20 protein-coding genes are annotated in these 25,165 nt (G+C 44.5%); 6 read left to right on the forward strand and 14 right to left on the reverse strand.

The features are described from left to right. Nucleotides 1-209: 209 nt before the first annotated feature. The 5 genes from VFW36_RS03745 to VFW36_RS03765 all read right to left on the reverse strand — a co-directional run bounded on the left by VFW36_RS03745 (nt 210) and on the right by VFW36_RS03765 (nt 5,390). Nucleotides 210-851, reverse strand: a complete 642-nt coding sequence (locus VFW36_RS03745) for a uroporphyrinogen-III synthase (protein WP_329657472.1) — start codon at nt 849-851, stop codon at nt 210-212. 10 nt (nt 852-861) lie between these two features. Then, nucleotides 862-2,406, reverse strand: coding sequence for a glutamine-hydrolyzing GMP synthase (guaA, locus tag VFW36_RS03750; RefSeq protein ID WP_329657473.1), 1,545 nt, complete (start codon nt 2,404-2,406; stop codon nt 862-864). Between the two features lie 92 nt (nt 2,407-2,498). Continuing rightward, nucleotides 2,499-3,827 carry a sodium:proton antiporter NhaD gene (gene nhaD / locus VFW36_RS03755; RefSeq protein ID WP_329657474.1) on the reverse strand — a complete coding sequence of 443 codons (1,329 nt, stop codon included), beginning with the start codon at nt 3,825-3,827 and terminating at the stop codon, nt 2,499-2,501. Further along, complete coding sequence (gene nadB / locus VFW36_RS03760) at nt 3,824-5,275, reverse strand: L-aspartate oxidase (protein ID WP_329657475.1); 1,452 nt, start codon at nt 5,273-5,275, stop codon at nt 3,824-3,826. Before nadB ends, nhaD begins: the two co-directional genes overlap by 4 nt. Further along, a complete protein-coding gene (locus VFW36_RS03765; protein ID WP_329657476.1) occupies nt 5,265-5,390 on the reverse strand; it encodes a hypothetical protein in 126 nt (41 codons plus the stop codon). The genes nadB and VFW36_RS03765 overlap by 11 nt, the downstream gene beginning before the upstream one ends. Nucleotides 5,391-5,458: 68 nt before the next feature. On the opposite strand from VFW36_RS03765, the gene uvrC reads away from it, so the two are divergent. The 5 genes from uvrC (at nt 5,459) to VFW36_RS03790 (ending at nt 13,105) form a co-directional block, all read left to right on the forward strand. Next, nucleotides 5,459-7,267 (forward strand): excinuclease ABC subunit UvrC, encoded by a 1,809-nt coding sequence (uvrC, locus tag VFW36_RS03770; RefSeq protein ID WP_329657477.1) that lies wholly within the window; start codon nt 5,459-5,461, stop codon nt 7,265-7,267. Nucleotides 7,268-7,337: 70 nt separating this feature from the next. After that, entirely contained in the window at nt 7,338-7,751 is a 414-nt protein-coding gene (locus VFW36_RS03775) for a PAS domain-containing protein (RefSeq protein WP_329657490.1), read from the forward strand. 8 nt (nt 7,752-7,759) lie between these two features. Further along, nucleotides 7,760-9,328 carry a hypothetical protein gene (locus tag VFW36_RS03780; RefSeq protein ID WP_329657478.1) on the forward strand — a complete coding sequence of 523 codons (1,569 nt, stop codon included), beginning with the start codon at nt 7,760-7,762 and terminating at the stop codon, nt 9,326-9,328. An 8-nt stretch (nt 9,329-9,336) separates the two neighbouring features. Further along, on the forward strand, nt 9,337-12,708 hold the full coding sequence (locus tag VFW36_RS03785) for an ATP-binding protein (RefSeq protein WP_329657479.1): 3,372 nt from the start codon (nt 9,337-9,339) through the stop codon (nt 12,706-12,708). A 19-nt stretch (nt 12,709-12,727) separates the two neighbouring features. After that, the gene (locus VFW36_RS03790; RefSeq protein ID WP_329657480.1) at nt 12,728-13,105 is read left to right on the forward strand and encodes a response regulator; all 378 of its coding nucleotides are present in this window, start codon (nt 12,728-12,730) and stop codon (nt 13,103-13,105) included. A gap of 43 nt (nt 13,106-13,148) precedes the next feature. Here the strand turns inward: VFW36_RS03790 and VFW36_RS03795 are convergent, their stop codons facing one another. Genes VFW36_RS03795 through VFW36_RS03810 form a run of 4 tightly spaced genes read right to left on the reverse strand, consistent with a single transcriptional unit; the run spans nt 13,149 to nt 19,519 of the window. After that, a complete protein-coding gene (locus VFW36_RS03795; RefSeq protein WP_329657481.1) occupies nt 13,149-13,601 on the reverse strand; it encodes a hypothetical protein in 453 nt (150 codons plus the stop codon). Then, entirely contained in the window at nt 13,588-14,532 is a 945-nt protein-coding gene (locus tag VFW36_RS03800) for a type II secretion system protein (protein ID WP_329657482.1), read from the reverse strand. The genes VFW36_RS03795 and VFW36_RS03800 overlap by 14 nt, the downstream gene beginning before the upstream one ends. Then, nucleotides 14,529-15,188 (reverse strand): hypothetical protein, encoded by a 660-nt coding sequence (locus VFW36_RS03805; RefSeq protein WP_329657483.1) that lies wholly within the window; start codon nt 15,186-15,188, stop codon nt 14,529-14,531. Before VFW36_RS03805 ends, VFW36_RS03800 begins: the two co-directional genes overlap by 4 nt. Before the next feature lie 11 nt (nt 15,189-15,199). After that, nucleotides 15,200-19,519, reverse strand: coding sequence for a PA14 domain-containing protein (locus tag VFW36_RS03810; RefSeq protein ID WP_329657484.1), 4,320 nt, complete (start codon nt 19,517-19,519; stop codon nt 15,200-15,202). A 290-nt stretch (nt 19,520-19,809) separates the two neighbouring features. Between VFW36_RS03810 and hpf the strand changes: the two genes are divergently transcribed. Beyond that, on the forward strand, nt 19,810-20,346 hold the full coding sequence (hpf, locus tag VFW36_RS03815; RefSeq protein WP_329657485.1) for a ribosome hibernation-promoting factor, HPF/YfiA family: 537 nt from the start codon (nt 19,810-19,812) through the stop codon (nt 20,344-20,346). 128 nt (nt 20,347-20,474) lie between these two features. Here hpf and recG read toward each other — a convergent pair whose 3' ends face one another. The 5 genes from recG to VFW36_RS03840 all read right to left on the reverse strand — a co-directional run. Then, a complete protein-coding gene (recG, locus tag VFW36_RS03820; protein ID WP_329657486.1) occupies nt 20,475-22,262 on the reverse strand; it encodes an ATP-dependent DNA helicase RecG in 1,788 nt (595 codons plus the stop codon). Beyond that, the gene (locus tag VFW36_RS03825) at nt 22,243-23,484 is read right to left on the reverse strand and encodes a pitrilysin family protein (protein ID WP_329657487.1); all 1,242 of its coding nucleotides are present in this window, start codon (nt 23,482-23,484) and stop codon (nt 22,243-22,245) included. The genes recG and VFW36_RS03825 overlap by 20 nt, the downstream gene beginning before the upstream one ends. A 41-nt stretch (nt 23,485-23,525) precedes the next feature. Continuing rightward, entirely contained in the window at nt 23,526-24,572 is a 1,047-nt protein-coding gene (locus tag VFW36_RS03830) for a dehypoxanthine futalosine cyclase (RefSeq protein WP_329657488.1), read from the reverse strand. Nucleotides 24,573-24,578: 6 nt separating this feature from the next. Further along, a complete protein-coding gene (gene nusB, locus VFW36_RS03835) occupies nt 24,579-24,977 on the reverse strand; it encodes a transcription antitermination factor NusB (protein WP_294916098.1) in 399 nt (132 codons plus the stop codon). Beyond that, nucleotides 24,977-25,165: 6,7-dimethyl-8-ribityllumazine synthase (locus VFW36_RS03840; protein WP_329657489.1), on the reverse strand; the 189-nt coding region annotated here is incomplete at its 5' end. The genes VFW36_RS03840 and nusB, both read right to left, overlap by 1 nt.

Genomic DNA, 25,165 nt, shown 5'->3' on the forward strand with positions numbered 1-25,165 from the left:
AGCTTCGGTTCTCAAAGCCGAAAAAAGCCACTCGAGCGTCTTTTCCGGCGACAATCTCTCACGTAAAAAATACGTTCAAACGAGACCACCGACACTCAAAGACAACTACGGCTGTGACTCCATGTATATGTAGAACCCTCAAAATGCGATTACTCGCTTCGCCCAGAGTAAATAATTATAGCCCTAAAATCTTAAAAGGGTGATGAATTTTATCCCCTAAAGGCAATTTGGCGTGCCAATTCGACAGCAGCTTCAACACTCGTCGTTTCACTGAGATACGATCCAACTTCTACAGGGAGAGCATTTTGGGTCGTTTTGCCGATCACAACGACATCCTGTGTCGGAAATATCGGATAATTTTGGAGAAAACAGCGGATAGTCGATGGGGACGTAAAAATCAATACACCCTCTTGTGAAATCGCAAAATCACTCGCTTCTTCATTGCAGACACTCTCATACACAACCGCTTCATCGATCTCAATCCCTTGCTCTCTCGCACCTTCAACCCACTCGGATGCTATCACCTTGGGTCGGAGATAGAGCCATTTGCCGTTTCGCTTTTTGTCGCATAAAATATCCAAAATACTCATCCCGTACCCCTGCGCAACCTCAACATTCTCCGCTCCTACTGCACGGGCAGTGTTCGCAGTCGATTCGGAGACACAAATACATCCCAGTTTTTCCCAATCGAGTGAATAGTTTTGAAGCGCTAGAACACCCTGTTTCGAGGTAAAAATCACCCCTTCATAGCCATTGAAATCGATTGTAGGAGATAAAAAACGGATGGTAAGAATAGGGATATGAATCACTCCCTCATAGGGAGTTTTGGAGATTAGATAGATGGGGCGCAAAGGGTGCGCCTTATTCCCACTCGATCGTTGCGGGCGGTTTTGAGCTGATGTCGTACACGACGCGGTTGATCCCGTCGACTTCGTTGATGATACGGCGGCTGATACGCTCTAACAGGGTATGCGGAAGATGGGCAAACGTTGCCGTCATCCCGTCCACCGCTTCTACGACGCGTACACATACAGTATTATCATAGGTACGGTTATCTCCCATAACACCGACTGATTTGACGTTCAGAAGTACCGCAAACGCCTGCCATGTTTTGGTGTAGTAACCGCTCGCTTTGAGCTCATCAAGCAAAATAGCATCGGCTTCGCGAAGCAAATCCAAATCCGCTTTGTTCACTTCACCCATGATACGGATACCCAAACCCGGTCCAGGGAACGGGTGACGGTTTACCAATGAATCAGGAAGCCCAAGCTCAAGTCCGAGTTTACGCACTTCGTCTTTGAACAAATCGCGTAACGGTTCAATCAGCTCAAAATCCATCCAATCAGGGAGCCCGCCGACGTTATGGTGGCTTTTGATCGTGACAGAGGGACCGTTAACCGAAACCGACTCGATGACGTCAGGATACAATGTCCCCTGCGCCAAGAATTTGATCCCGTCGTGTTTTTTGGCTTCCGCTTCAAATACTTCGATAAAGGTGTGTCCGATAATTTTACGTTTCGTCTCAGGATCAGTCACACCCGCGAGTTTACCGAGGAAATTTTCCGATGCATCGGCAACGACGAGAGGGACTTTGAGGTGGACTTTGAAAATATTTTCGACCGAATCACGTTCCCCTTTGCGGAGCAAACCGTTATCAACGAAAACCGGAATCAACTGATCCCCGATTGCTTCGTACAATAATGCCGCAACGACGGATGAATCAACTCCTCCGCTGAGGGCACAGAGAACTTTCCCGTCCCCTACTTGAGCGCGAATTTTGACGATCTGCTCTTTGAGGAAATGTCCCATATCCCATTTTTCAGTAATGCCGCAGATTTTACGGGCGAAGTTGCGGAGCATCAAATACCCCTCTTCGGAGTGATTCACTTCTGGGTGATACTGCATCGCGTAGACCATTTTTTCTTCATTCGCGATGGCTGCATACGGGGAGTTCGGGGAATAAGCGATAGGAACGAAACCTTCCGGCAATACGTCTACTTTATCCGAATGGCTCATCCATACGACACGCTCATCTTCACACCCCTCGAAAAGTACCGAGTGTTGCGTCATGTCGATGGTCAATTCCGCTTTGCCGTATTCGTGGTGATCACTTCGGATAACACTTCCGCCGAAATCGACCGCGATACGTTGCATCCCGTAACAAATTCCCAAAACAGGGATTCCGAGGGCATAGACCCCTTGATCGACGGTGTAGGCGTCTTTGTTATACACCGATGAAGGTCCGCCGCTAAGGATGATCCCTTTAGGATTTTTTGCTTTGATAGCATCGATTTTAGTGTGATACGGAAGTACCTCACAATAAACTTTATCTTCGCGCAGACGGCGTGCGATCAACTGTGTGTACTGTGAACCAAAATCAAGAACGATAATATTGACATCTTTCAAAGGAGAGCCTTTAAGTGGAGATAATCGGGAGGGTAAGCGATTGTGTACCCTTTGCGTTAATGAAAGGGTACCCTAATGTAGATTAATTTTGATTAATAAAAGCCTAAAACCATAAATTGGAAGTACCATACGCCCAAAGAGACAATATACCCGACCAAGACTGTCCATCCTAGTCTCATGTGTGCTGAAAAGGTGTAAATACCGTGCATTTTTCCCATAACACCGACCCCTGCCGCACTGCCGAAGCTAATGAGTGATCCCCCGATACCTGCCGTCATCGTAACCAACATCCACTGTGCATGATCGATGGAGGGAGAGGCTTTGAGTACCGCCGACATTACGGGAACATTATCAACGATTGCCGAGAGAAATCCTACACCGATATTGACAAGTGTCGGATCAAATACCTCATACAATTTTGCGGCATACGTCAAAAATCCCGTAAAATGGAGTGCACCCACTGCCGCTAAAATTCCGAAGAAAAAGAGGAGTGTATTGTTCTCAACTTTACTCATTGCCTCGAAAATACTAATATCGACGTTATGCTTCGCTTTGAGAAAATACATATAAAGCTGTAGAATCGCCAAACCAAAGAGCATCCCCCACATCGGAGGTAAATGGAGAACCTGTTTTCCTACAACCGCAAGGGCAATCGTCAATGCACCGAATGCAATGATCACTTTTCCCCCTTTGAGGATTTCGATTTTTTCAGCCGCTTCGGGGTCACCGTCTTTATTCGGATCGAGAGCAGGAACATACCGAACCAGTAATGCCGCAGTAACAAGCCATCCAATGAAAGCCGCCGGAAACAAATAGAGAAAATCAACAAACGCTCCCTTCTCTGCCGCCCATACCATCAAGGTCGTAATATCTCCAAACGGACTCCACGCACCCCCGGCATTCGCCGCAACAACGACATTGATCGCACTAGGGACAAGAAACTCTTTGCTTTTACCGTCAATCGTCAATAATACCGTCGAGAGGATCAATGCGGTGGTGAGGTTATCGGCGACGGGAGAGATAAAAAACGCCAAAGCTCCGGTAATCCAAAACAGCTCTCGATAGCTGTACCCTTTGGCAATCAGTTTTGCACGTAATGCACTAAATACACCTCTCTCCACCAATGCTTCGATATAGGTCATCGCGACAAATAGGAAAAAGAAGATTTCGGCAATCTCCAAAATCAAATGATCCACTTCCTGCTCAAACGGAGTCAAATCGGCTCCATTGATCACATAATAGATCCCGATCAGAACAAACATTAATGTTCCGACAAACAGTGCCGGTTTAGCTTTATCGATATGGTATTTCTCTTCAGCCGCGATAAAATAGTACCCCACTACGAAAATAGCGAGGAGAAACCATCCGAACGGATGACTTACCAAATTGATTGCAGCCGATTCATTGGCTGAGATTGTCATTGTTTCTCATCTTGTGTTATAAAATGTACCCCGATCGATTCAGGACGCTTTTGCGCCGCTTCAACGATACTTCGAGCTGTTAAGAGGCGAAGACGCAATAATCTCCCTACGTTCTCCGAGAGCATTTTATCTATCGCTTCCAATGCGGTATTCAACCCTTTCGGAGTCCGTTTGATCGAGACATTGTCCCACATGATCCGACGAAGCTCATCTTTTTTCTCTTTATCCCCGTCTAGTTCCAACGGCTCTGTACCTAATGTAAAATCCTCACCGCATCCGTGTGAGGGGTGTGCCAAAATCGACTCTGCCGCTCTTTGAGCGAACACAAGCCCCTCCAGCAATGAGTTGCTCGCCAGACGATTTGCTCCATGAACTCCGGTAGATGCCGCTTCTCCTGCCGCATAAAGCCCCTTTATCCCCGGAACGCTTCCATCAAGATTGGTTTTGATCCCCCCAACGGCATAGTGAAATGCCGGAGAGATCGGAACCCGCTCTTTGGGGAGGTGAAATCCCAAATCGTTGAGGGATTTATAGATATTCGGGAACCGCTCTTTAAAATACTCACTCTCAAAATCTTCACATGAGAGATAGACCTGTTTACCGCTTCGCTGTTTATAATCGAATATAGCACGACTCACGATGTCACGCGGAGCCAATTCGCCGCGCGGATCGTACTCAAACAAAAAGCGATACCCGTTTTCATCGACGACATGCGCCCCTTCCCCTCGGAGCGCTTCGGAGAGGAGTTGTTTACGCGCCCAGTTATTGGCGACAAAAACGGTAGGATGGAACTGCATCATCTCCATCGATTCGAGTGCAATCCCTTTTTCAATACAAATCCCCTGAATCTCCCCGCTGATGGTAAAAGCGTTCGTATGGTACTCATAGAGTGATCCCACACCACCGCTGGCGATAACGATGTTATCGGCTAAAATAGTTCTCCGTTTTCCCCGTGTAATCGCTTCCACACCGCAACATCGCCCCTCTTCGATCAACAAATCGACGACGGTCGTATCGCTCATCATCGGATGGGGATTTTGACCCAGCAAAAAGAAGTGCAGATACCTCCCCGTCGCATCTCCACCCGCGTGAAGTATTCGGCTTCGCGAATGGGCAGCTTCTTTGGTGTAGAGAAGATTTCCCTCTTCATCTTTGTCAAATTCAAATCCGCGCCGAATCAAATCGTGTATTACCCCCTGAGAGTTTTCACTCATCACGTTTACGGCCGTTTCATTACACATCCCCGCCCCCGCATCGAGGGTATCTTGGACATGAAGCGCGATGTCCTCGTCGTTATAGGCGGTTGTTACTCCCCCTTGTGCATAGTAGGTATTGCACTCCCACGGGTTCGATTTATTGATAATAAGCACTTTTAAATGCTTTGGCAAGGCACTCGCGGTATAAAGCCCCGCTACCCCTGAACCGATGATTACAACATCATAACGCAACGGATGATTCCTTTGCAGGGGTCGGTTTTTCATAATAAGGAGGAGCTTTGTAGCCGCATCCGTTCAAAAATAGTATTACGGCGACAATGGTGCCGAATAGGTATATTTTTGACATTGTTCCCCTTTTTCTTTAATGACGGATGTTATAATAGCTACCATAAATTATTCATTAAGAGCTCACCGATGATTGAGAAAATTCGATCCCTCCCCCACCAAGCGGGAATCTACCAGTACTTAGATAGCGCGGGGAGAATCCTCTACATCGGCAAAGCGAAAAACCTCTCCAAACGGGTCAAAAGCTATTTTTTGCTCACCCCCACACTCGCTCCGAAACCGACCTTGTCACTACGCATCCAAAAAATGCTCTCTGAGACGGTAGCCTTGCACTATATCATCGTCGAAAATGAACACGATGCCCTGATTTTGGAAAATTCTCTCATCAAACAGCTCAAACCCAAATACAATATTCTCCTGAGGGATGACAAAACGTACCCTTACCTCTACGTCGATATGGAAGAGCCCTATCCCCATTTTGAACTCACCCGTAAAATCATCAAAGGAAAAGGGATCCGTTATTTCGGTCCCTTTTCAGTCGGTGCACGCGATATTCTCGACTCTCTCTATGAATTGCTCAAATTGGTGCAAAAGAAGAGCTGTCTGAAAGGGAAAAAAGGGTGTCTGTTTTACCAGATGGAACAGTGCCTCGCCCCTTGTGAATTCCCCGTTCCACGAGAAAATTATATGCCGATGGTGCAACAGGGGATCGAATGGATACAAAATAAACGACGTCTCATCAAAGAGCTCGAAGCTAAAATGGAGTTTTATGCCGAATCGCTCCGTTTTGAAGAGGCTCTTGTATTACGGGATCGTATCGAGCGGATTTCAAAAAGTGAAATAGCGTCCCAAATCGATATGGCATCAACGGATAACTATGACGTCTTCGCCATCGCAACGGGAGAAACTCGCGCCTGTATCCTTCGTCTCTTTATCCGCGAGGGGAAAGTCGCTTCTTCGACCCATGACTTTATCCCGCTCACCCCTTATTTTTCCCTCGATGAAGCGTATGAACGGACGGTGGTAGGGTTTTACGGCACGGATAAGCCCCCTATTATCGCCCCTATCTTAACCGCACACCCCTTTGAATCGAGTGAGTGGGTAGTCGAGCACCTGAGCCAACTCTTCGGTAAAAAAGCGCAACTCGAAGTTCCTCAGAGGGGTGGGAAAAAAGAGTTGCTCGAGCTAGCCCTCACCAATGCCCATGAGCTTCTCCGAACTCCTCAACCGACCAAAGAGGTGCTATTGCATCAGATCCAAGAGTTGTTCACTCTCGATAGACTCCCGCATCGAATCGAGGTGTTTGATAACTCCCATCACGGAGGAAGTGCCACGGTAGGGGCGATGATCACCTACGATAACGGCCATTTTGATAAAAAAGGGTATCGCACCTATCACCTACACGAGAGAGATGAATACGGTCAAATGTCCGAAATGCTCCGCCGCCGTATTGAAGGATTTGGTGAAAACCCGCCTCCCGATTTATGGGTCATTGACGGAGGATCAACGCTGCGTACATTGGCGGTCGATTTATTGAACTCGCATGGTATTTATCTCGATGTGGTTGCTATCAGCAAAGAAAAAATTGACGCTAAATCGCACCGAGCCAAAGGCTCCGCACGCGATATTCTTCATACCCAAGATACTCTGTTACGGCTCGAAACAACCGATAGACGTCTCCAATTTATCCAAATGCTGCGCGATGAAGCCCATCGAAGTGCAATCACCTTCCACAAAAAGACAAAACTCAAACGTGATCAGGAGTCCAAACTGCTTAGCATCAGCGGAATCAGTATGGCAAAAATCCATAAATTAATCGATTATTTCGGAACGTTTGATGCGATTGCCAAAAGTGATTTTTCAACCCTTGTCGAACTTATCGGGAAAAAAGATGCCGAAAACATACAAAATCATTACAGAGAAACGACGTCTAAGTAATCTTTTATGGAGTTTATGCCATATTCCACAGAATATGTTTTCAGCAGTTTTTTAGCTAAGGGGTCACATGATGGAAAAACCTACTCCGGTGGATGAAGAATATGTATTTGATGGGCGCGCTATTGTTAGCGAAACCGATCTAAAAGGGGTTATTACCTTTGCCAACCGAAAGTTTTGCGAAATTTCGGGATACACGGTTGATGAGTTGATAGGTGAACCTCACAATATCATACGCCATCCCGATATGCCAAAAGCGGCATTTGCCCAAATGTGGCAAACGATTCAAGCAGGAACTCTTTGGCACGGATTGGTTAAAAATCTCCGCAAAGACGGGCGTTATTACTGGGTTGATACCGAAGTAACACCAACCTATGATGAAAATGGGAAAGTAAAAGGGTACATGGCAGCACGTAAACCTGCGTCACGCAAAAACATTGACGAAACTGCTGAGCTGTACAAAAAAATGATTGAACAAGAACAATAGGGGGAAGCGTGTTATTTTATAACCATAAACAAGAATTTATCGGGATCGATGAAGAGGGATTAAAACTCCTGAATTACGCATCTTTCGAGGATTTACTCAGTGTATGCAGTGATGTGGCCGATCTTTTTGCAAAAGAACCGGGTTACATTCACAATTTCAAAAGTTTCGGATGGATCGATTTTTTACTTCATGCCGATTCCGATGCCCGCTCAGCTATTGTTCACGCCAACGGTCGTACCTTCTCCTGTACCCTTCAAGTTAATAGCCTTTTTTTAAGCGCAGAGCCTTCTCAACCCGGCTTTGCCATCGATATGCTCCATATTCAATCCCTCAGCGGAGACGAGGTTAAACCTCATCCGATTGTTCCAAAATCCAAACCTCCGATTATTGAAACACCTGTACCGGTTGAAGCGACTCCGTCCGTCTTACCGAATTACGATCACATCACCCCTACGACTCTCAGCGAACCGGGAATCCTTGATGTCCCATCATTTAATGAAATAGAAACTCCCGAAGAGCCGCTGGATGATTTGTATGCCAAACTCTCTTTGCCTCTGAGTGATGAAGAGCTAGAAAAAGATTATTTTACTCCAGAATCCGCACCTGTTGTTACCCCTGAACCTGTCGTAGTACCTCGCACTGAACCTAAAGTCGAGCTACCTATGTTGGGAGATACTAAATACAGCAAAGCGGAAAAAGCATTTATCAGTGCTCTGAAAGTGGACAAATCATACCGTTTTGATCCGAGTGTTGCTGCTAAAGAGCTTGGATTACCGGTAGATTTGATTCAAGAATTTATCGGAGACTTCATTCAACAAGCCTACGAGTTTAAATCCGAATTGTTCGAAGCTACACTCAAAGGAGATATGAATAATCTCAAGATTCTCTCGCACAAGCTCAAAGGGGTAGCGGCAAATCTTCGCATCGAAGATGCTTTTGAAACACTCAGTGTTATCAACACGTCAGCCGATCCGATTGAAATTGAGGCTAATCTCAAATATTTTTATTCAATCATCGAAAAACTAGAGGGGAAAGAGGTTGCTGAAGTTGCTCCTGAAATCGGGTTCAAAGAACCTGAACAAGAGACCCAGCCACTAACCGCTCCGGCCCCTTCGGTGAGCGATGATGACATTTATAGTTTTACCCTAAAAAATGATGATCCATTAATCATTCACGAAGAGGAGCTCAGCCCCACAATCAATATCGATGAAGATTTTACGCTTGAACCGATTGAAAGTGAGCCTATTATAGAGAGTGCTCCTTCCGAACCGGTTCAGTCACTTCACTATAACAAAGTTTTGATTGCCGGAGAGCTTGGAATCGAACACGACTTTTTTAATGAATTGATCAATGAATACAAACATGACGCTCAACGCGCAGGAAAAGAGATTGCCGCCGCTATCGGGGCTTTCGATACACACGCTTGGAAAAGAACAGCCACCCAACTCAAGGGGATCAGTGACAATCTACGTCTTAACGAGATTTCCGATGAATTGGCTATCTTATCTCAAACCAATGATGCCCAAGAGGCCCATAAAGCCTCCAAAAGACTCAACGGCTTTCTTGAACAACTATAGGAGATACCATGCAACTAGGACTTAGAAATCGGCTTCGCCTCATCAGTCTCTTACCGATTCTGATACTTTTTACCCTCGCGAGTTACTACGTATATAACGCGTATGTTAGCTATCAAGGGGCCGGTCAGCTTCAAGTGAGACTTGAGGGGAACAAACAATTAAACGATTTGATTAATAATATCTCTCGTGAACGCGGTATGACGGTAATGTACATGGGGAATGCCTCAGACGCTACTCTCAAATCACTCAATGCGCAACGTGCCCTCGTCGATCAAAAAATGGATGCCTATAAAAAACATCTCTCAAGTCTTGATGATATGAGTACGGCAGAAGCGCAAAAAGCGGCTTCCCTCTCAAAACTCATCAATGATTTGCAAAAAAAGATCCTCCTTTCACGACCTTTGGTAGATAACAAAAGTGCAGTTTTCAATCACGTTTTTACCGATATTTATAGTAAATCGGAAGATCAGCTTATCAACGAGCTTGCCGATTTGGCCTCTTTTCATTTTGATGAAGAGGTAAACTCCCTCTCTTATGCTTATCTCTCTTTGGTACGTGCCAATGAGTTCAGCAGTATTGAACGTGACTATATCACCTATGTTCTCTCTCGTGCAACTCCGCTCTCAGAAGAAGAGCTAAACAAATGGGTCTCTCTCATTGCAAAAGCCGATACCTTTAATCTCGAGGGGATGAACAACAAGCCGATCCAAGCTCAGCTACAAGCTTCCTTATACAGTGAAGATAATACGGAGCTTTACCTCGATATTACATCCGAGCGAACCACTATTCTTCAAAAAAGTACCACCGGTGCCTATGAAACCCAATCGGGTATCTGGTTCGCTATGATCTCCGAAAAAGTCGATGCGATCAATGAAGCTGAAAAAGTCTTAATCGGCGCTATGGACGAACGGGCATCCGTAGTCAAAAACCAAGCCGTTCAGGTTCTAATCATCGCGGTTACCATTTGGATTCTCGGAGTTTTGATTGCTATCTTGGGCTATTTTTTCTCTGCTGAGATCACCACCAATATTCGAAATCTTGAGTCCGTTTTACGTCGCGTTGCCGAAGATACCCACGATACCGAAGCGGAAGTTCTAAGCCATACTATCAACCTTGATACTGCAGCAGGAACAGCCCAAGCATACGGCCTCTTGGAACGTATTATCGAGCAAACACTCACCGATAAACAATATGCGATGGAAGCATCCGAAGCGAAATCGATGTTCTTGGCCAATATGTCGCACGAGATTCGTACTCCGCTTAACGGTATCGTCGGATTTACCGAACTCCTCAAAGATACCGAACTTCATGATGAACAACGCGAATTTATCGACATCATTGAAAAAAGTTCTGAAAACCTTCTTGAAATTATTAATAACATCCTTGACCTCTCTAAAATTGAGAGTAACAAACTCGAAATCGAAGAGATTGTCTTCAACCCTATCGATGAGTTTGAAAGTGCAGTCGAAGTGTATGGAGTTCGTGCTTCTGAGAAACATATCGACCTTGCGTGTTATGTCGATCCGAGCCTTGAACGACCGCTCAAAGGGGATCCGACCAAAATCAAAGAGGTTATCATCAACCTCCTCTCCAATGCGGTTAAATTTACCAACAGCGGCGGAGCAATCAGTGTCGATATTCGCCGCATAGAGTGTGATACCCTCAACCGTACCAAAGTCCGTTTCCAAGTTAAAGACAACGGTATCGGGGTTACCAGTGAACAGCGTTCTCGTATTTTCGAAGCCTTTTCTCAAGCCGATACGTCAATTACTCGCAAATACGGCGGTACCGGTCTCGGTCTTACCATTTCGAGCCGTTTCGTAGAGCTTATGGGGTCTAAACTCGATCTTGAGAGCGAACCGGGCAATGGAACCACCTTCTTCTTCACCATCGAATTTGAAGAGATTGAGACCCTCAATGAACCTCTAAAAGGATCATTCTCCAACATCAATGCCGTTATTTTGGAAAGCAATGCTAAGAAGAAACTCCAAAATACCTATCTCAAAGAGTATCTGGACTATTTCGGAGTCAGTTATACCACATTCCATGAGATGGATGAACTCAAAATGTTGGAACGCCAAGTTAACTATGACTTGCTGTTTGTAGATAACGACTACACGAGCGATGATGATCTCATCACCTATTCCTCGTCACAAGAGCAACTGGTTCTCATTACCAAATCATTCTATATGAAAAAAATCGACTCCATGGGAATCGACATTTTCAAAGTTTTATATGAACCGCTCAACAGTTCAAAAATACGTACAACCCTTGATGCCTATGATGCGGAAGCATTCAGCAACCGCAAAGTCAAAGTATCACGCCGTAAAAAATTCGATGAGAAAAACTCCCGATTTGCAGCATCCGCTCTTGTCGCCGAAGATAATATCATCAATCAAAAACTGATCCGCAGAACACTCGAAGACTTAGGATTGGAAATCACCATCGCGAATAACGGACTCGAAGCATTTGAGAAACGTAAAAACGGTAATTTTGACATTATCTTCATGGATATTCAAATGCCGGTACTTGACGGTATCGAAGCAACGCAAGAGATCCTAGATTTCGAAGAGGATTACGGACAATCACATACGCCGATCATCGCATTGACGGCAAATGCACTCAAAGGTGACCGCGAACGATTCATGTCAGCCGGAATGGATGAATATACGACTAAACCGTTGGTAAGAAGTGAGATCATCTCATTACTCAATAATTTCTTATCGCATAAAATTATCGAAATCAATCCGGTTCCAAAATCGGTTCATGAAATCATCGGCTCAACCGAGGGTGAGTCTATCCCAACAGAAGAGATTGATGTAACACCGACTTTGCTTAGCGAAGAATCAGAACCTGAGAGCATCCTAGAAGAAGAGAGTGTACCAGCTCTTATCGAAGAGGTTCAAGAAGATGAAATTCTCCTTGATGAACCTGAAATCGATGAGGAAGAACCTGCCCTTCCAGAAGTAAACATTGAGGAAGAAACCATTGTCTCCCCTGAGCCTGCGGTTGTGGATCGCCCGTCTGCGTATGATGCCGACATCATTATCACCAAGCAAAACGCTCTGGAGTTGAAACTCTTTTCCCGTATTCTTGATGATTTAGGCTACACCTATAAAACCGCAACCACCGCGGAGCAACTTCAAAATGAGCTTCGCGAACGCCGTTATAAACTCGCGCTTTTTGATAAATCATTAAGTACGCTCAATCTCAAGGATCTGTATGATATAATCCATACAAGTAAAAGCGATACATCCTTAGTAATGCTTGTCGACCCGAGTGCTCCTGAGAATTCGGAAGACACAATGTATGTACATGAGATTATCAAAAATATCGTCAACAAAGATCTATTGCGTCTTGTTTTTGAAAAATTTATCTAAGCGAATGGGGAAATTCTAAATGGATGAGAAGAAATTAAAAGTTCTTGCGGTTGATGATGATATGATTAACCTCAAGTTGCTCAAAACCATGCTAATGAAAACCCCGAATGTCTCTTCGGTTGTAGAGGCAAAAAATGGTGCTGATGCTATCGGTGTTCTCAAATCACAAAACGATATAGATATTATCTTGCTGGATATTATCATGCCGGTCATGGGAGGTATCGAGATGCTCAAAGTGATCCGTGCCGATGACTCACTTCGTCAACTTCCGGTTATCGTTCTCACTACCGATGAAACGAAAAAAGGGGAAGCGCTAGAGTGCGGAGCTAACGGTTTTCTTATGAAACCGGTTCGTGAAAAAGACGTCCTCGCTAAGATCGCACAACTCGCCCTTTAAGATTCCATTCGTGCTAAGCTTGTCGAAGCATGAACGGAACTTCTTACAATTTCTGCCATGAACGTTTATGTACCCGTATCGTTTCCGTTGAGAGATTATGATCGCTAACCGTTACATCAATCATCACGGTAGTATCTTTACCCGTGTTCTGTGCTATCCACGAAGTACACCCCACTGCGCGTGCTCCTCTAAAACTATAGGTCAATGTTGTTCGAATATCAAACATCGGGCTTCCACCCGCATCATTCACAGTAATATTGAGTTGATTTAAACAAGGATTACCTATAGCGGTTGTATCAATAGCTTGAGCGCGCATCAGTGTATAATCGGTAGCGCTTTGTGCTAATAGCTCCGCCTCTGCACGTAAATAATTGACAAAAGTCGTTTTACTCCCCATCGATGCATTGGATAACAGGAGCGTCCCTCCCATCGCGATCAAAACAACGACGAAAATTGCGAGAATCATCGCAAACCCTTTACGTTTAATAGCGTACATGAACCATCCTTTCACGGCAGATCTGATCTTTGGAATGGGTTGAATCACTCAAATTTTCATCTACCCCTTGCATACATATTTTTAGAGTATAGATATTACCCACATTAGAATTGATATTTGTGTTAGTGTTATCATATAGGATCGTGAAGTGGGTTACTTTATCAGCCAAAAGATGTGCTATAACATTTAGATCAGTATAGCGCTCATTCTTCCATGGCTTAAATCCGCTGTACATCTTAAATGCCCCACCTTTCGCGCGAAAAGCATACGCGGTACGCAATACATAAGCCCGACTAACTTGCCCTCCAGTTAAGCTCAGCGGATTATTCAGAGTTAACTCTGTATCGGAGACAACAGCATTAATAGTTCGATAGACATTATTTGTATTACCTCCACTATTCCAACCAAACCTGTGGCATTCATCTGCTCCCTCACCAAGACCCTCACGTCGAAAAATTGCTGCATTTTGAGCAGTGAGCGGATTTGCCACTGTATTTATCGCCGTATAATTGGCATCCAATGAAGTCAAAGCCGTCCCATTAGAAACAACATCGCTCGTCCATGCGGGCAACCACCGTGAATGTGTCGGACTCCAATACCCCCCCTGTGCACCATCACTGTCCACAGCCACAAATGCAATCGTGTAGTCTTTAGCGTCATCGCCCGTTGCTGGTACGCCATAACATCCCGTCGCATCGTTTTCATCCAAACGGATGATCGAATCCGACACCCCGTTTTCAAAATATTTAGAAATTTGCTCTAATATATAGTCAGCCTCCGCTATACGCTTAGTATATATACCCGTCCGATAGATACCGTTATAGTACTCCCGCACCGCTTCCAATGCTACCCCACCGACGATTCCCATAATGACGATGACAAACAACAGTTCGATCATACTAAACGCTTTTCGGTTATTGATAGGTTTCATTCGGCAAACTTCCCAACATTGGATTTAAAAAAAGTCAACGTCATATTGGTGTCAAGAATACTGGACTCTGTCCTGACGACAACCCGCTTTAGATGAGTTTGTGCTACTGATGGGGTTGGATTCATAGCGCCCGATGAGCCAAGCCGCCATGTCGCCGTGGCAACTCCGGCAGCATTCAATGCCGAAGTAGTCGCTGTCACATAACTAACATTATACGTGATTGGAATGGTATAAAGCTTTCCGTCATTGGTTGCATTCACCTCAAGATTATACGTTCTATTATGAAGTTGCTCAATCCCTTGGGTCAAATTTAAATTACCATCACCCGGAGCCGCCGCCATCAACGGTACATTCGTCGAACACGGCATAGAGGAATCGGGGTTTAGACGATACGCTGTCCCACCAACAATGCGATCACATTGTATGTCCCCCGCAATCAATAACGGATAAAATTCAGGTGCAATAGAGTTTTGATCCCACCGTGCCTGAGAAACTTTTGTAATCTCTCCTGATAAGCGCTTTAAGACATCCTCATCTACCGCCACACCTTTGGACGCACTGTCCGCAATACTCATCATAGAGGGGATAGTCATTACGCTAATAGCAATTATAACGATCGCGAATATCATCTCTATCATTGCCATAGCTGAGCGCATAGTCATTCTCCTCATCGTGTTGCCGGTGTATAATCGTACGTTACACCTGTTCCTCTAGTTGTGCTCTTGTTTAATTTTTTGTCCCGTAAATCGGTGCTGGTTGCACTTCCCCCGCGACCAATGTTGGGAACAACATTTATATTAAAACACGGATGATGCAAACAATCATTTTCATCTACTGCTCCATCTAGTGTTCCATCCACATTTTTCCCCGGATCCGCATAGCCTAATGCCGTCTCGCCATACCATAGCCATGGAGCAACATCGATATGGGCTTTCCCGCTGTAGGGTACAACCCCACCTCCAAAAGTATACGTTTCAACTCCGATACCATTATGCAAAGGGTCTTGTACACTGTTTGCCGGCAACGCTAACGTATTGGGGATAACGCGTGTCACATCGGCATTTCCATCAATTTTATCATTATGCAGGAGATTGACGAACCAAGACGATCCATTTTTGCTCGGTGGCAATGTGGTTCCCCCCAAAATCGGAGTATTAAACACTTCATACCAACCATTTGCGGTAAATGGATTGGTGCCAAATACCCGAACATCACGCGGAATGAGCCGACCGTAAACGTACGTTGCCCCACCGGATGGGATAATGGTCGCATTTACTTCATCGGTCGTTTTCACATCGATCTTACTGCTGTTAAAATCAAATTTATTAACCGTTTTGGTCTCATCGCGATCATAATTTATTTTAAAATGCAAAACAGCTGTACCGTTATGATCGGTTGTAAAAATATCTTTCGTCACACCTGAGAAATTCAGCTTAGCACTGAGCGTATGACTTGTATCTCCCACAACCACATCATCATGAAGCAATTGCATATAAATTTTACTTAGGTTAGGAATACTTGATGGTGAATAAGTAATATTTATATCTTTTGGTTTAGCATAGCACAAAGTATTATAATTTTTTGTTCGATTTTCATTATAATCTTTTGCGGTGATATTCAAATCAAAATGACTACCCATAGAGTAATCTTGAGTGGCTGTTGCATACGGATGAGACAAATAGGTAAATGAGCCATTAATATCATTATTTTTTATTCTACCGCCTAGCAAATCAAAATGGTGCGGCGTAAATGACAGCTGAGTAGTATGATCCGAAATGCTTAGAACACTTAAATCAGGACTTACAGTATCGTTACAATCGATCGCGGCAAAGCGAGATTGACACGGTTTCAAACTTTCCGTCAAGTTAATATCCAGTACTCCCACTTCCGAGTAGTTATTATCGACGAATTGCTTAACCCCGTTAGTAAACTTCCAACCGCTCTCCAAATTCTTTTTAAATACCCCTTTGATACACCCCGTTTTTACCTCTTTGACAATCGCATCAAACGATATATTTTCAGATTCATTATAGTCCGTCGTATTGAGATCAGAATAATCCAGCGCGCTCAGATTGATACTAAACGGCGCACCTGCTTTTAGCGGTAATGGGGTTAATAATTCCGATCCAAACGTTTTTGGTCGCACGGCAAAGTCATTTGAATCGGCTGTTTTACAAATACTCTCTGATCCCGCTTTACAGACTGCGGTATTTCCTACTTGCGTCCAACAACCTGTCCAATCCATTGTATTGATTGAGCAATATCTGAACTTAAAAAACAACCGTTTTTTGGCTGTAGGCCATGATTCCACACTATTAGGCCATTTGTTGGCCGTAAGTTCAAATCGGGTTCCCAACCCTTGAAATGTACTATTACTCTCACCGAAATAATGAAGATCTCGTGGAGTTTCACTGCCCCCTACCATAACCGTATCATCCAGAAACAACCCATAACTGACATCCGCACTTGTACGAATATCACTCAAATCATTTCGTAACAAAACGACATCGAAACGCATGGTATCTTTGGCGATTTTCGTCGAGAGTTTGGCATCACGGTATCCCGTTCCAGAAAGAACCGCATCGTGTTCGACAACATTAAACGGTCCTTTTACCAATCCGTAACGAGTCGTAAAATCGTAGTTATCTTCTGCCATACACATATAATCGTAGTATGAATATTTAGCATCATAATCATCCAAATGACGTACACGTCCTTGATCATCATATAAAAAATTAACCCAAGCATTGGCAGTATAGTTACCATTTGGTTCATAATACGGATAATTACCTGTACTATCAAAGTTATCTCCAGCCCCACTACGCGAGATAAACCATTCCGTAGTTTTATTCAAATCTTTTAGTACTGAACGCCACCCTTTGGCTCCCATAGTATCGCTATACGCATAATTTCCACCACTGGAGGTATCAGTACTACTATAATGTCCCCAACTGTAATAATCTCGTGTCGAAACTCCGCTATCATTATTTTTTCGCGGATAGTCTTCGGCAATCATTGAAACATTGTGCATTGGTGAGCCGCTCATCCAACCAGTTTTATTAGTGGATGTTCCGCCCCATGTTTTAGAAGCCCCATTAGCATCGTTATTTCCATTATATGGAAAATAAACCCCAAAAGAACCATATGGCCAAATAGGACCATCATACTCTGTTCCTAAATAGTAGTTACTACCATTATTGAAAGCTCGAAATTTTTCATTATTGGTTCCAGTGTAACTCACCCATTCAGACTTTTTATCCGTTAAAAAAGCACGAACCCTATCAAAAGTTTTTTCACTATTAGCGATAAACGGCCAAAGCCCTTTTTCGGAACACGTATCTACCTTATTTATCAAATCATCTTTTTTATTGGTGACTTTTCCATCCATTGCGAGGAAAAATGTCCAAACATAATCGAGATCGGTTTGATACCAACAATAGGCAACTATCGGTCTATCCATCGCCGTGATCGAGGTAGAATTGTGAGAACGCGAGTTATTATTCGGACTAATCCAATAATGCCCTTTGACGGTTGAGCTATCTAAAAAATCAGTTGGAACCGCTTCCGCCATCTCCTTACAGGTTTTTTCTAAAACTTCGGTTCCCTCATATTTTAGATAGGTATAATCACTTAATAGTTTAAGTTTCATGCTGTCAATCTGACATCGTGCTTGATTGTTATAATCAAGTGCATTAATCTTAACAGCTTGACCATGGTATCCCTTACGGGTTAACTTTGTCGTATCACAACCGGAAATCGTTGTGTTGTCCCAGTCAATGGCAAACGGAGTTCCAAGAAGATTAATATTACTAAACCCTTTTCCCATAATCTTATAACTTCCGGCATTTGTCGGGTCAAGTGAACCTGATGTTAATACTTGCATCGTAAGAGGATTGATCTCTATCGCATTAAAATGGGTAGCATTTGTTGAAGCTTCAGAATAATAATTGGTAGAACCTAATGTATTAGTCTTGAAAATAAAATTGTTTGAACTATTTTTATTGGATAGTGCAATCAAATCTTTTTTAGGGCTATCCGCACTACAAAATATTTCAAAAGAATTGGTTTCGCTACCGCCATCAGGATCGATGATATGAAAACCTGTCGATAAGCTATTGCTTTTACAGTACGTATCGTCATTGTTAATTGTACCTGTAGCCGTGGCATCTCCGATGGTTGCTCCCCCTGTTGCATTCGAGAGGGTGACAGTAAATGTCTCATACCCTTCCAAATCAGTATCTCCAAAGATTGGTACCGATATGGTTTTTGTTGTTGCGCCACCGGCGGTAAAAGTTAATGTCCCTGATGTTGCATTATAATCACTCGGGGAGGTTGCTGTTCCATCACTGGTCGCATAATTTACCGTCACATTTGCTGAAGTCGATAATGTAACCGTAAAATTCATATATGTCACACCACTATCCCCTTCGACAAGGCTTGCATCTGAAATCGTCAGTGTTTTAGGTGCGACCGTATACAGATTATTTTGTGGAATAATCGCTTTAGAAACTGATGGTCCGCTCCAACTGAGTCTAGCTACTGCTCCCCCGCCATTTTCATAATAATCCATCTGAATCGCATGGTAACCAGCAGTAAGTGTTAATGTTTTACTGTATTCTGTAGGAGCTTGATCAACCCATTTATCAATTTGCATAGTTCCATCTATAGAAAGTTTAACCCCATCATCTGTTGATGTATAAAATGTCCAACTTCCTGCCGTAGGGATATATACATACCCTGTCCATTTGGCTTGATAATAGTCATTTTGTCCGATTCCGGGATTACCTGTGCCCCAATCAAAATTAACAGTGCTATCAGTTCGTGTCAAATCCGGTGTTCCACTGATAGGATAAGTATTGTATGTAGAGTTACTTTTTTTATAGTAATTCCCTACCAACCCATCACCGGCTCCCCATCCCGAAACAGCAAATGCCATCACCACTCCAAAAACCGCTATCCATCGTAAAAAAAGTTTATTTATTCTCATTTTATCCTCCTTAGGATTTTAAGGCACTCCAAAACAGGGCTCGGTAGCATCTACTATAAAGCCCGTTTTACCTAATCGATTACTATCGACCATTGTCCCTCTTTCCTAAAATTGACCAAGAGGAGACGCCATTTTTTGATTGTAGTGCTATGTTGATTAAACGGTGATTAAAATGTGTTAATAATTATTTTAATATTCTCTAATTTTGTTTTCTTCTAAAATACTTGACGTTTGTTTTTTGTGTGTTATAATCGAACTTTCCTCAATATTACACTAAGGTGGTACCTATTATGAATATATCTCTCGTCGGACGCCACATCGAGCTCAGCGATGCTATAAAAGAACATCTGATGCACTCTATCGATACTCTCAGTAAATATCATCTCGACCTAATCAGTGTTAGTGCGGTCGCCAGTTCGAATGAACGTAAAAAAGGGGTAACGATCGAATTTACGATCAACGTTGCCGGAAAAAACACCATCGTTATAACCCAACGCGACGATGATCTCTATGCCGCCATCGATATTGCGATTGACCGTGCCCAAAAAGCGCTTCGCCGTCTTCACGATCGTCTCTCGGATCATAAAAATGAAGGGTTGAATGAAGCTAAATTAGCCGCTGCAAACACCGTCAATCTTCATGAAACAGAAGAAGCGATGGAAGATGAGATCGTCCCAGCCGAACCGGTACTCTTTAAGCCCCAAGAGGTTGCCGAAGTGCTCGAGAGACTCAAAGAGAGCGCAAAAGTATTTGATGTATTTTATGACAATGACGGGAAAATGCGGGTTCTTTATAAACGTACCGATGGACGGTTCGGACTTTATTAACCCTAATTTTACTTTTCTTTTTCAAAAGAAAAGTAACCAAAGAAAATCTTTTCCCTCGCAGGAGTTCTACGCGGCTCCTTGCACTTCTGCATCGCGCGTGAACTCTCGGTACTCGGGATAGAAATCTCTCAATTTTTATCTAACCACGTCTTCACTTCACCCACTATTTTCTCATCTTCAGCAATATCAGCGAAACGAAATTTTTTACCGCTTTGGATACTCCCCTCCAACAAATCCCCGCTGGAGCGAAATTTCAGATCCAATGCGGCAATCTCAAAACCGCTCGTGAAGGTGCTAAACGACTCCAAACGCTCATTTTTGCCGCTTTTGTTGCTGTAAAGATAACAATACCCCTGCAATCCGGTACGACTGACACGCCCGCGCAGTTGATGGAGTGTTGAAAGTCCCAACCGTTCGGCTCCGACGATAACGACGGTAGAGAGACGCGGAAGTGAGATCCCCACTTCGACTACCGTAGTGGCAAGCAAGATATTTCCGCTCTCCCGAAATGCCATCAATACTGCCTCTTTTTCCTTGTCTTTGCCGTGGGTTACGTAGACATTCTCGAAATTCTTTTCCCAGTACCCCCGCGCTTCGTCAATGCTTTGGTAATTGATACTCTCGCTCTGTTCTACCAACGGATAGACAATAAGGACTTGATGATTTTGGGCTATTTCTGAACGAATATGCTCTAACAGGCGCGGAAAGTCGCTTTTACCGATGATACGGGTATCGATATTTTTGGTAAACGGCGTTTGAACGATCAAGCTCACATCAATATGTGCTGAATCGATCATCGCCTGTGTGCGGGGGATCGGTGTGGCGGAGAATTGGAGATAATGAGGAGAGGTATCGTTATCCGTGAGTTTTGTTAGAGCATGGCGTTGAGCCGTGCCGAAACGGTGCTGTTCATCCACCATCACCAGCCCCGCTTCGGGGAGACTCCGATGGAGCAGAGCATGGGTTCCGATAATAAAGTCGTACTCCTCCAACGGAGCTTTTTTCGTTGCATTGGTCACGAGCGCGATCCGCAGATTGGGAAGAAATTTTTGGGCTTCCTCATAAAGTTGTGCGGCGAGGATCGTGGTCGGTGCCATCAAAATCGAGCGGTGCGGTAGCATCAGAACGACGGAGGCTAAAATCACCATCGTTTTTCCCGATCCGACATCCCCCACGATCATACGGCGGGAGGCGTATTGGCCTCTAAGATCACTCTCGATCTCGCCAATCGCATTTTTTTGATCCTCCGTCAGTTCAAACGGAAGGGTTTTCATCCATTTTTTAACATCCCCCGAAGCACGATAGGAAGTTTTGTGATAACGGCGTTTAAGTCTGAGACGGCGCATATACTCAAAAAGTTCCCCGAATTTAAGGGCATGAAGTTGTGATTCACTAATGGGTTTGGGAAGTTGCGGAAAATGGAGTGCATAAAGTTCACGGGCAATAGGTTCGGGGAGTCCGTCGGCTATTAAGTTTTCAACGGTAATATTTTTTTCCACTAAGCGACGCATCACATCGGCTCGAAGTGGCGTTTTATAGATGGGTACGAGGGAACCGACAGCACTGATCTTCATCGGATGGACGATACTCCATTTCCCCAGTTCCCATTGCGCCTTTCCGCTAAAAAATGCCCGCTCACCGCGCGGAAATTGATGGATCATGTAGGGTTTGGGATGAAATATCACCCCCTCAATCACACACTCTAAGTTATGGGCAAAAAAGGTGATCTTGAGCGTTTTTGGGGTTCGGACGACGTGTTCAACCGTCGCATCGATGACACATTGCGCATTTTGAGAGAGTTCATGGCTGAGGCGACGATCTTCGAAAGAGGCAGGGGCGATAAGAGAGAGGGCGGTAATACTCCCTACCCCTAAACGGTGAAACTTCTCACCGTCCTCACTTGGTAACGATAGCATAACTAAGGTTTTTTATTTCGGCGTGGCGTTTGATAAAATCGTTCACTTCATCCAAAGTCAACGTGCGGATAAGTTCGAGTTCTTGAAGCGAATGTCCTAGCGGTTTGCCTTGATAATATTCGCTAAACGTTCGACCCAGACGCTGAGAGAGGGTTTCGACACGTAACGGTTCGGAACCGAGCAAGAATTTACGCGCTTGATCGAGCTCTCCTTGCGTTACTCCATCGCGGACAAACGTATCGATAACTTCGACCACTGTTTTTTTCGCTTCTTCCTGCGATTCAAGTTTGGTTTGCAAATAGCCACTGAAATAGGTGTTGGTTTTAGCGACACTCAGACGTGAATACGCCGAATACGCCAATCCTCGTTTTACACGAATCTCTTCCATTAAACGACTTCCAAATCCGCTACTTCCTAGGATAAACATCGCCACGCGGGCTTTGTAAAACTCACTATCCCCTTCATTCATAGTAAATGGAGCCCCGAAATAAAGATATGCCTGCTCGGTTTGAGGGCGTTTTAGGATCGATTCTTTAGGAGTTTTACGAGGTTCATAATGGCGCTCTTTCCCCACCGTCCCTTTTTCTAATGTACTTAGAAGAGACTCTGCTTTGAGCTTGGCATCCGCCATAGATATATCGCCCCCCATGACGATTAGAGCATTGCTGAGGGTCAAATGATCTTTTTTAAAGGCTTCAATGTCACCAAGTTTGATCGCTTTGATACTCTTTGTAGTTCCGATATTGGGAACCGCCATAGGTGTCCCCTCGAACAGTACCGCTTTGAGCTCATCGGAGGCTACCGTATCAAAATCGGCCTCTTTGCGGGCGATGTCACTGAGTGCCATTGTTTTCACTTTATCGAGCGATTTGGCGGTGAAGTTGGGTTCACGCAACTGCTCACTGAGTAAAGAGAGACCCGTATCAAACTCCTCTTTGAGACTTCCGAGTTCAATGACAAACGTCTCATTCCCCGCCGTAGCGCTCAACTGGATTGCTCTCGCATCCAGCGCATCCGCGAAACCGACAGAACCGCGCTTGAGGGAGCCTTCATTCAACATTTTGGCACTAAGACGTGCCAATCCGTAATGTTTTCCCTCATCGATACTGCCGCTGTGGGTGAACACAATCTGCATCGACAGAAGCGGAAGACGCTTGTCTTCTTCGAATATAAAAGGGACTTTTACCCCGTGAACGTCAATAAAATCCAATGTGCTTGCCATAAGTGCTTGCCCTAATAGTAAAATCGCTAGAAAAAAACGTGTCACTCAAATTTTTCCAAAATCTCATATGCCGTGTTTCTAATTGCCGGTATTTCTCCAACATCACGGATCAGATGAATCATCTCATCTTTTGCCATCCGAAACCCTGCTCCTGCACTGCGAACCACGTTCTCTTCCATCATGGTTGAGCCTAAATCGTTTGCCCCAAAATGCAATGCCATTTGACCGATGTAGGGTCCCTGCGTTACCCATGAGCTTTGGATATTGGGGAAATTATCCAAGAAAAGGCGTGCTACCGCAAGGAGTCGTAGGTATCGGTTAGAGGATTGCTTCTCGATTTCGGGATGCTCGATCATCAACTGGGTATTCTGCCCCTGAAACGACCACATAATAAAGGCTCTAAAGCCGTGTGTTTCGTCCTGAAGATCACGAATCAGATTCCAATGCTCGATAATCTCCTCATCGGTCTCGACCGTCCCGTACATCATCGTCGCCGTTGACATGATCCCAAGCTTGTGCGCTTGGCGGTGAACATCAATCCAATCGAGTGAATCCATTTTTTTCGGAGCGATAATATCGCGGACACGATCACTCAAAATCTCAGCACCCGCACCCGGAATCGAAGCGAGCCCTTTGGCTTTTAGGCGAGATAGACACTCTTGGATCGAGATATGGGAGACTTTGGCGATAAAGTCGAGTTCAATCGAAGAGAAGCCGTGGATTGTGATCGTCGGATATTTGGTGTGGATATGCGCTACCAAATCTTCGTACCATTCGATTTTGAGTTTCGGGTGGACTCCCCCTTGGAACAAAATCTGCGTTCCGCCGATCTCTAAGAGTTCATCGATCTTTTGGTCGATCTCTTCAAAGGTCAGAACGTAGGCATCTTCATCTTTCCCGTGGCGGTAAAAGGCACAAAATTTGCAATCAACCCAGCAGACGTTGGTGTAATTGATATTACGATCCACGACAAACGTGGTTATCCCATCGGGATGAAGCTCTTTTTTTCTCGCCGTCGCCATACGACCTAACTCTTTGAGATCAGCGTGACGGATCAGCTCTAGTGCTTGTTCTTTACTAAGGCGCATCGGGATTTATTTGTCTTTTGAAATCGCGTCGAGGACACCGTTGATAAACTTCGGTGATTGCTCGCTTCCGAACGCTTTTGCCACTTCGATCGCTTCGTTGATGATTACGGCAGAATCAAGTTCTCCGAACATAATCTCATACGCACCCAAACGAAGTGTCGCACGCTCGATCGATCCCAAACGGTCAAAATCCCAGTCTTTGAGATGTTTGACAATCGCTTCGTCGATTTTTTCGAGCTGCTCAGTCACCCCTTTGAACAAATCAAGGGCAAAATCACGCTGTTTGTTACGGATTTTTTTCTCTTCGAGAATTTCATCACTGAAATCGGCGATACTTTGGTTCCCCAAATCATACGCGTACAATAAACTCACAACCGCCATACGGGCTTGATGACGTGTTGCCATTACGCGCCGATCTCAGCGTACAGATCAAGCATCTCGATTACGACCGTCATCGCTTCAAACCCTTTGTTCCCTGCTTTGGTTCCGGCACGTTCAATCGCCTGCTCGATAGTATCAGTGGTCAATAATCCAAACGACACCGGCTTTTTGTGTTTCAAACTGACCGTTGCAATCCCTTTGGTCGCTTCAGC

This window comes from Sulfuricurvum sp. (assembly GCF_036279695.1).
Classification (GTDB): Bacteria; Campylobacterota; Campylobacteria; order Campylobacterales; family Sulfurimonadaceae; genus Sulfuricurvum.

Excerpts from the sequence above, each read along its gene's own strand:
- VFW36_RS03775 (WP_329657490.1), top strand. The coding sequence starts at position 7,338 with ATGGAAAAACCTACTCCGGTGGATGAAGAATATGTATTTGATGGGCGC.
- VFW36_RS03810 (WP_329657484.1), bottom strand. The coding sequence starts at position 19,519 with ATGAGAATAAATAAACTTTTTTTACGATGGATAGCGGTTTTTGGAGTG.
- VFW36_RS03790 (WP_329657480.1), top strand. The coding sequence starts at position 12,728 with ATGGATGAGAAGAAATTAAAAGTTCTTGCGGTTGATGATGATATGATT.
- VFW36_RS03830 (WP_329657488.1), bottom strand. The coding sequence starts at position 24,572 with ATGCGCCTTAGTAAAGAACAAGCACTAGAGCTGATCCGTCACGCTGAT.
- hpf (WP_329657485.1), top strand. The coding sequence starts at position 19,810 with ATGAATATATCTCTCGTCGGACGCCACATCGAGCTCAGCGATGCTATA.
- VFW36_RS03825 (WP_329657487.1), bottom strand. The coding sequence starts at position 23,484 with ATGGCAAGCACATTGGATTTTATTGACGTTCACGGGGTAAAAGTCCCT.
- uvrC (WP_329657477.1), top strand. The coding sequence starts at position 5,459 with ATGATTGAGAAAATTCGATCCCTCCCCCACCAAGCGGGAATCTACCAG.
- nhaD (WP_329657474.1), bottom strand. The coding sequence starts at position 3,827 with ATGACAATCTCAGCCAATGAATCGGCTGCAATCAATTTGGTAAGTCAT.
- VFW36_RS03800 (WP_329657482.1), bottom strand. The coding sequence starts at position 14,532 with ATGAAACCTATCAATAACCGAAAAGCGTTTAGTATGATCGAACTGTTG.
- VFW36_RS03785 (WP_329657479.1), top strand. The coding sequence starts at position 9,337 with ATGCAACTAGGACTTAGAAATCGGCTTCGCCTCATCAGTCTCTTACCG.
- VFW36_RS03795 (WP_329657481.1), bottom strand. The coding sequence starts at position 13,601 with ATGTACGCTATTAAACGTAAAGGGTTTGCGATGATTCTCGCAATTTTC.
- nusB (WP_294916098.1), bottom strand. The coding sequence starts at position 24,977 with ATGGCAACACGTCATCAAGCCCGTATGGCGGTTGTGAGTTTATTGTAC.
- VFW36_RS03805 (WP_329657483.1), bottom strand. The coding sequence starts at position 15,188 with ATGCGCTCAGCTATGGCAATGATAGAGATGATATTCGCGATCGTTATA.
- recG (WP_329657486.1), bottom strand. The coding sequence starts at position 22,262 with ATGCTATCGTTACCAAGTGAGGACGGTGAGAAGTTTCACCGTTTAGGG.
- VFW36_RS03765 (WP_329657476.1), bottom strand. The coding sequence starts at position 5,390 with ATGTCAAAAATATACCTATTCGGCACCATTGTCGCCGTAATACTATTT.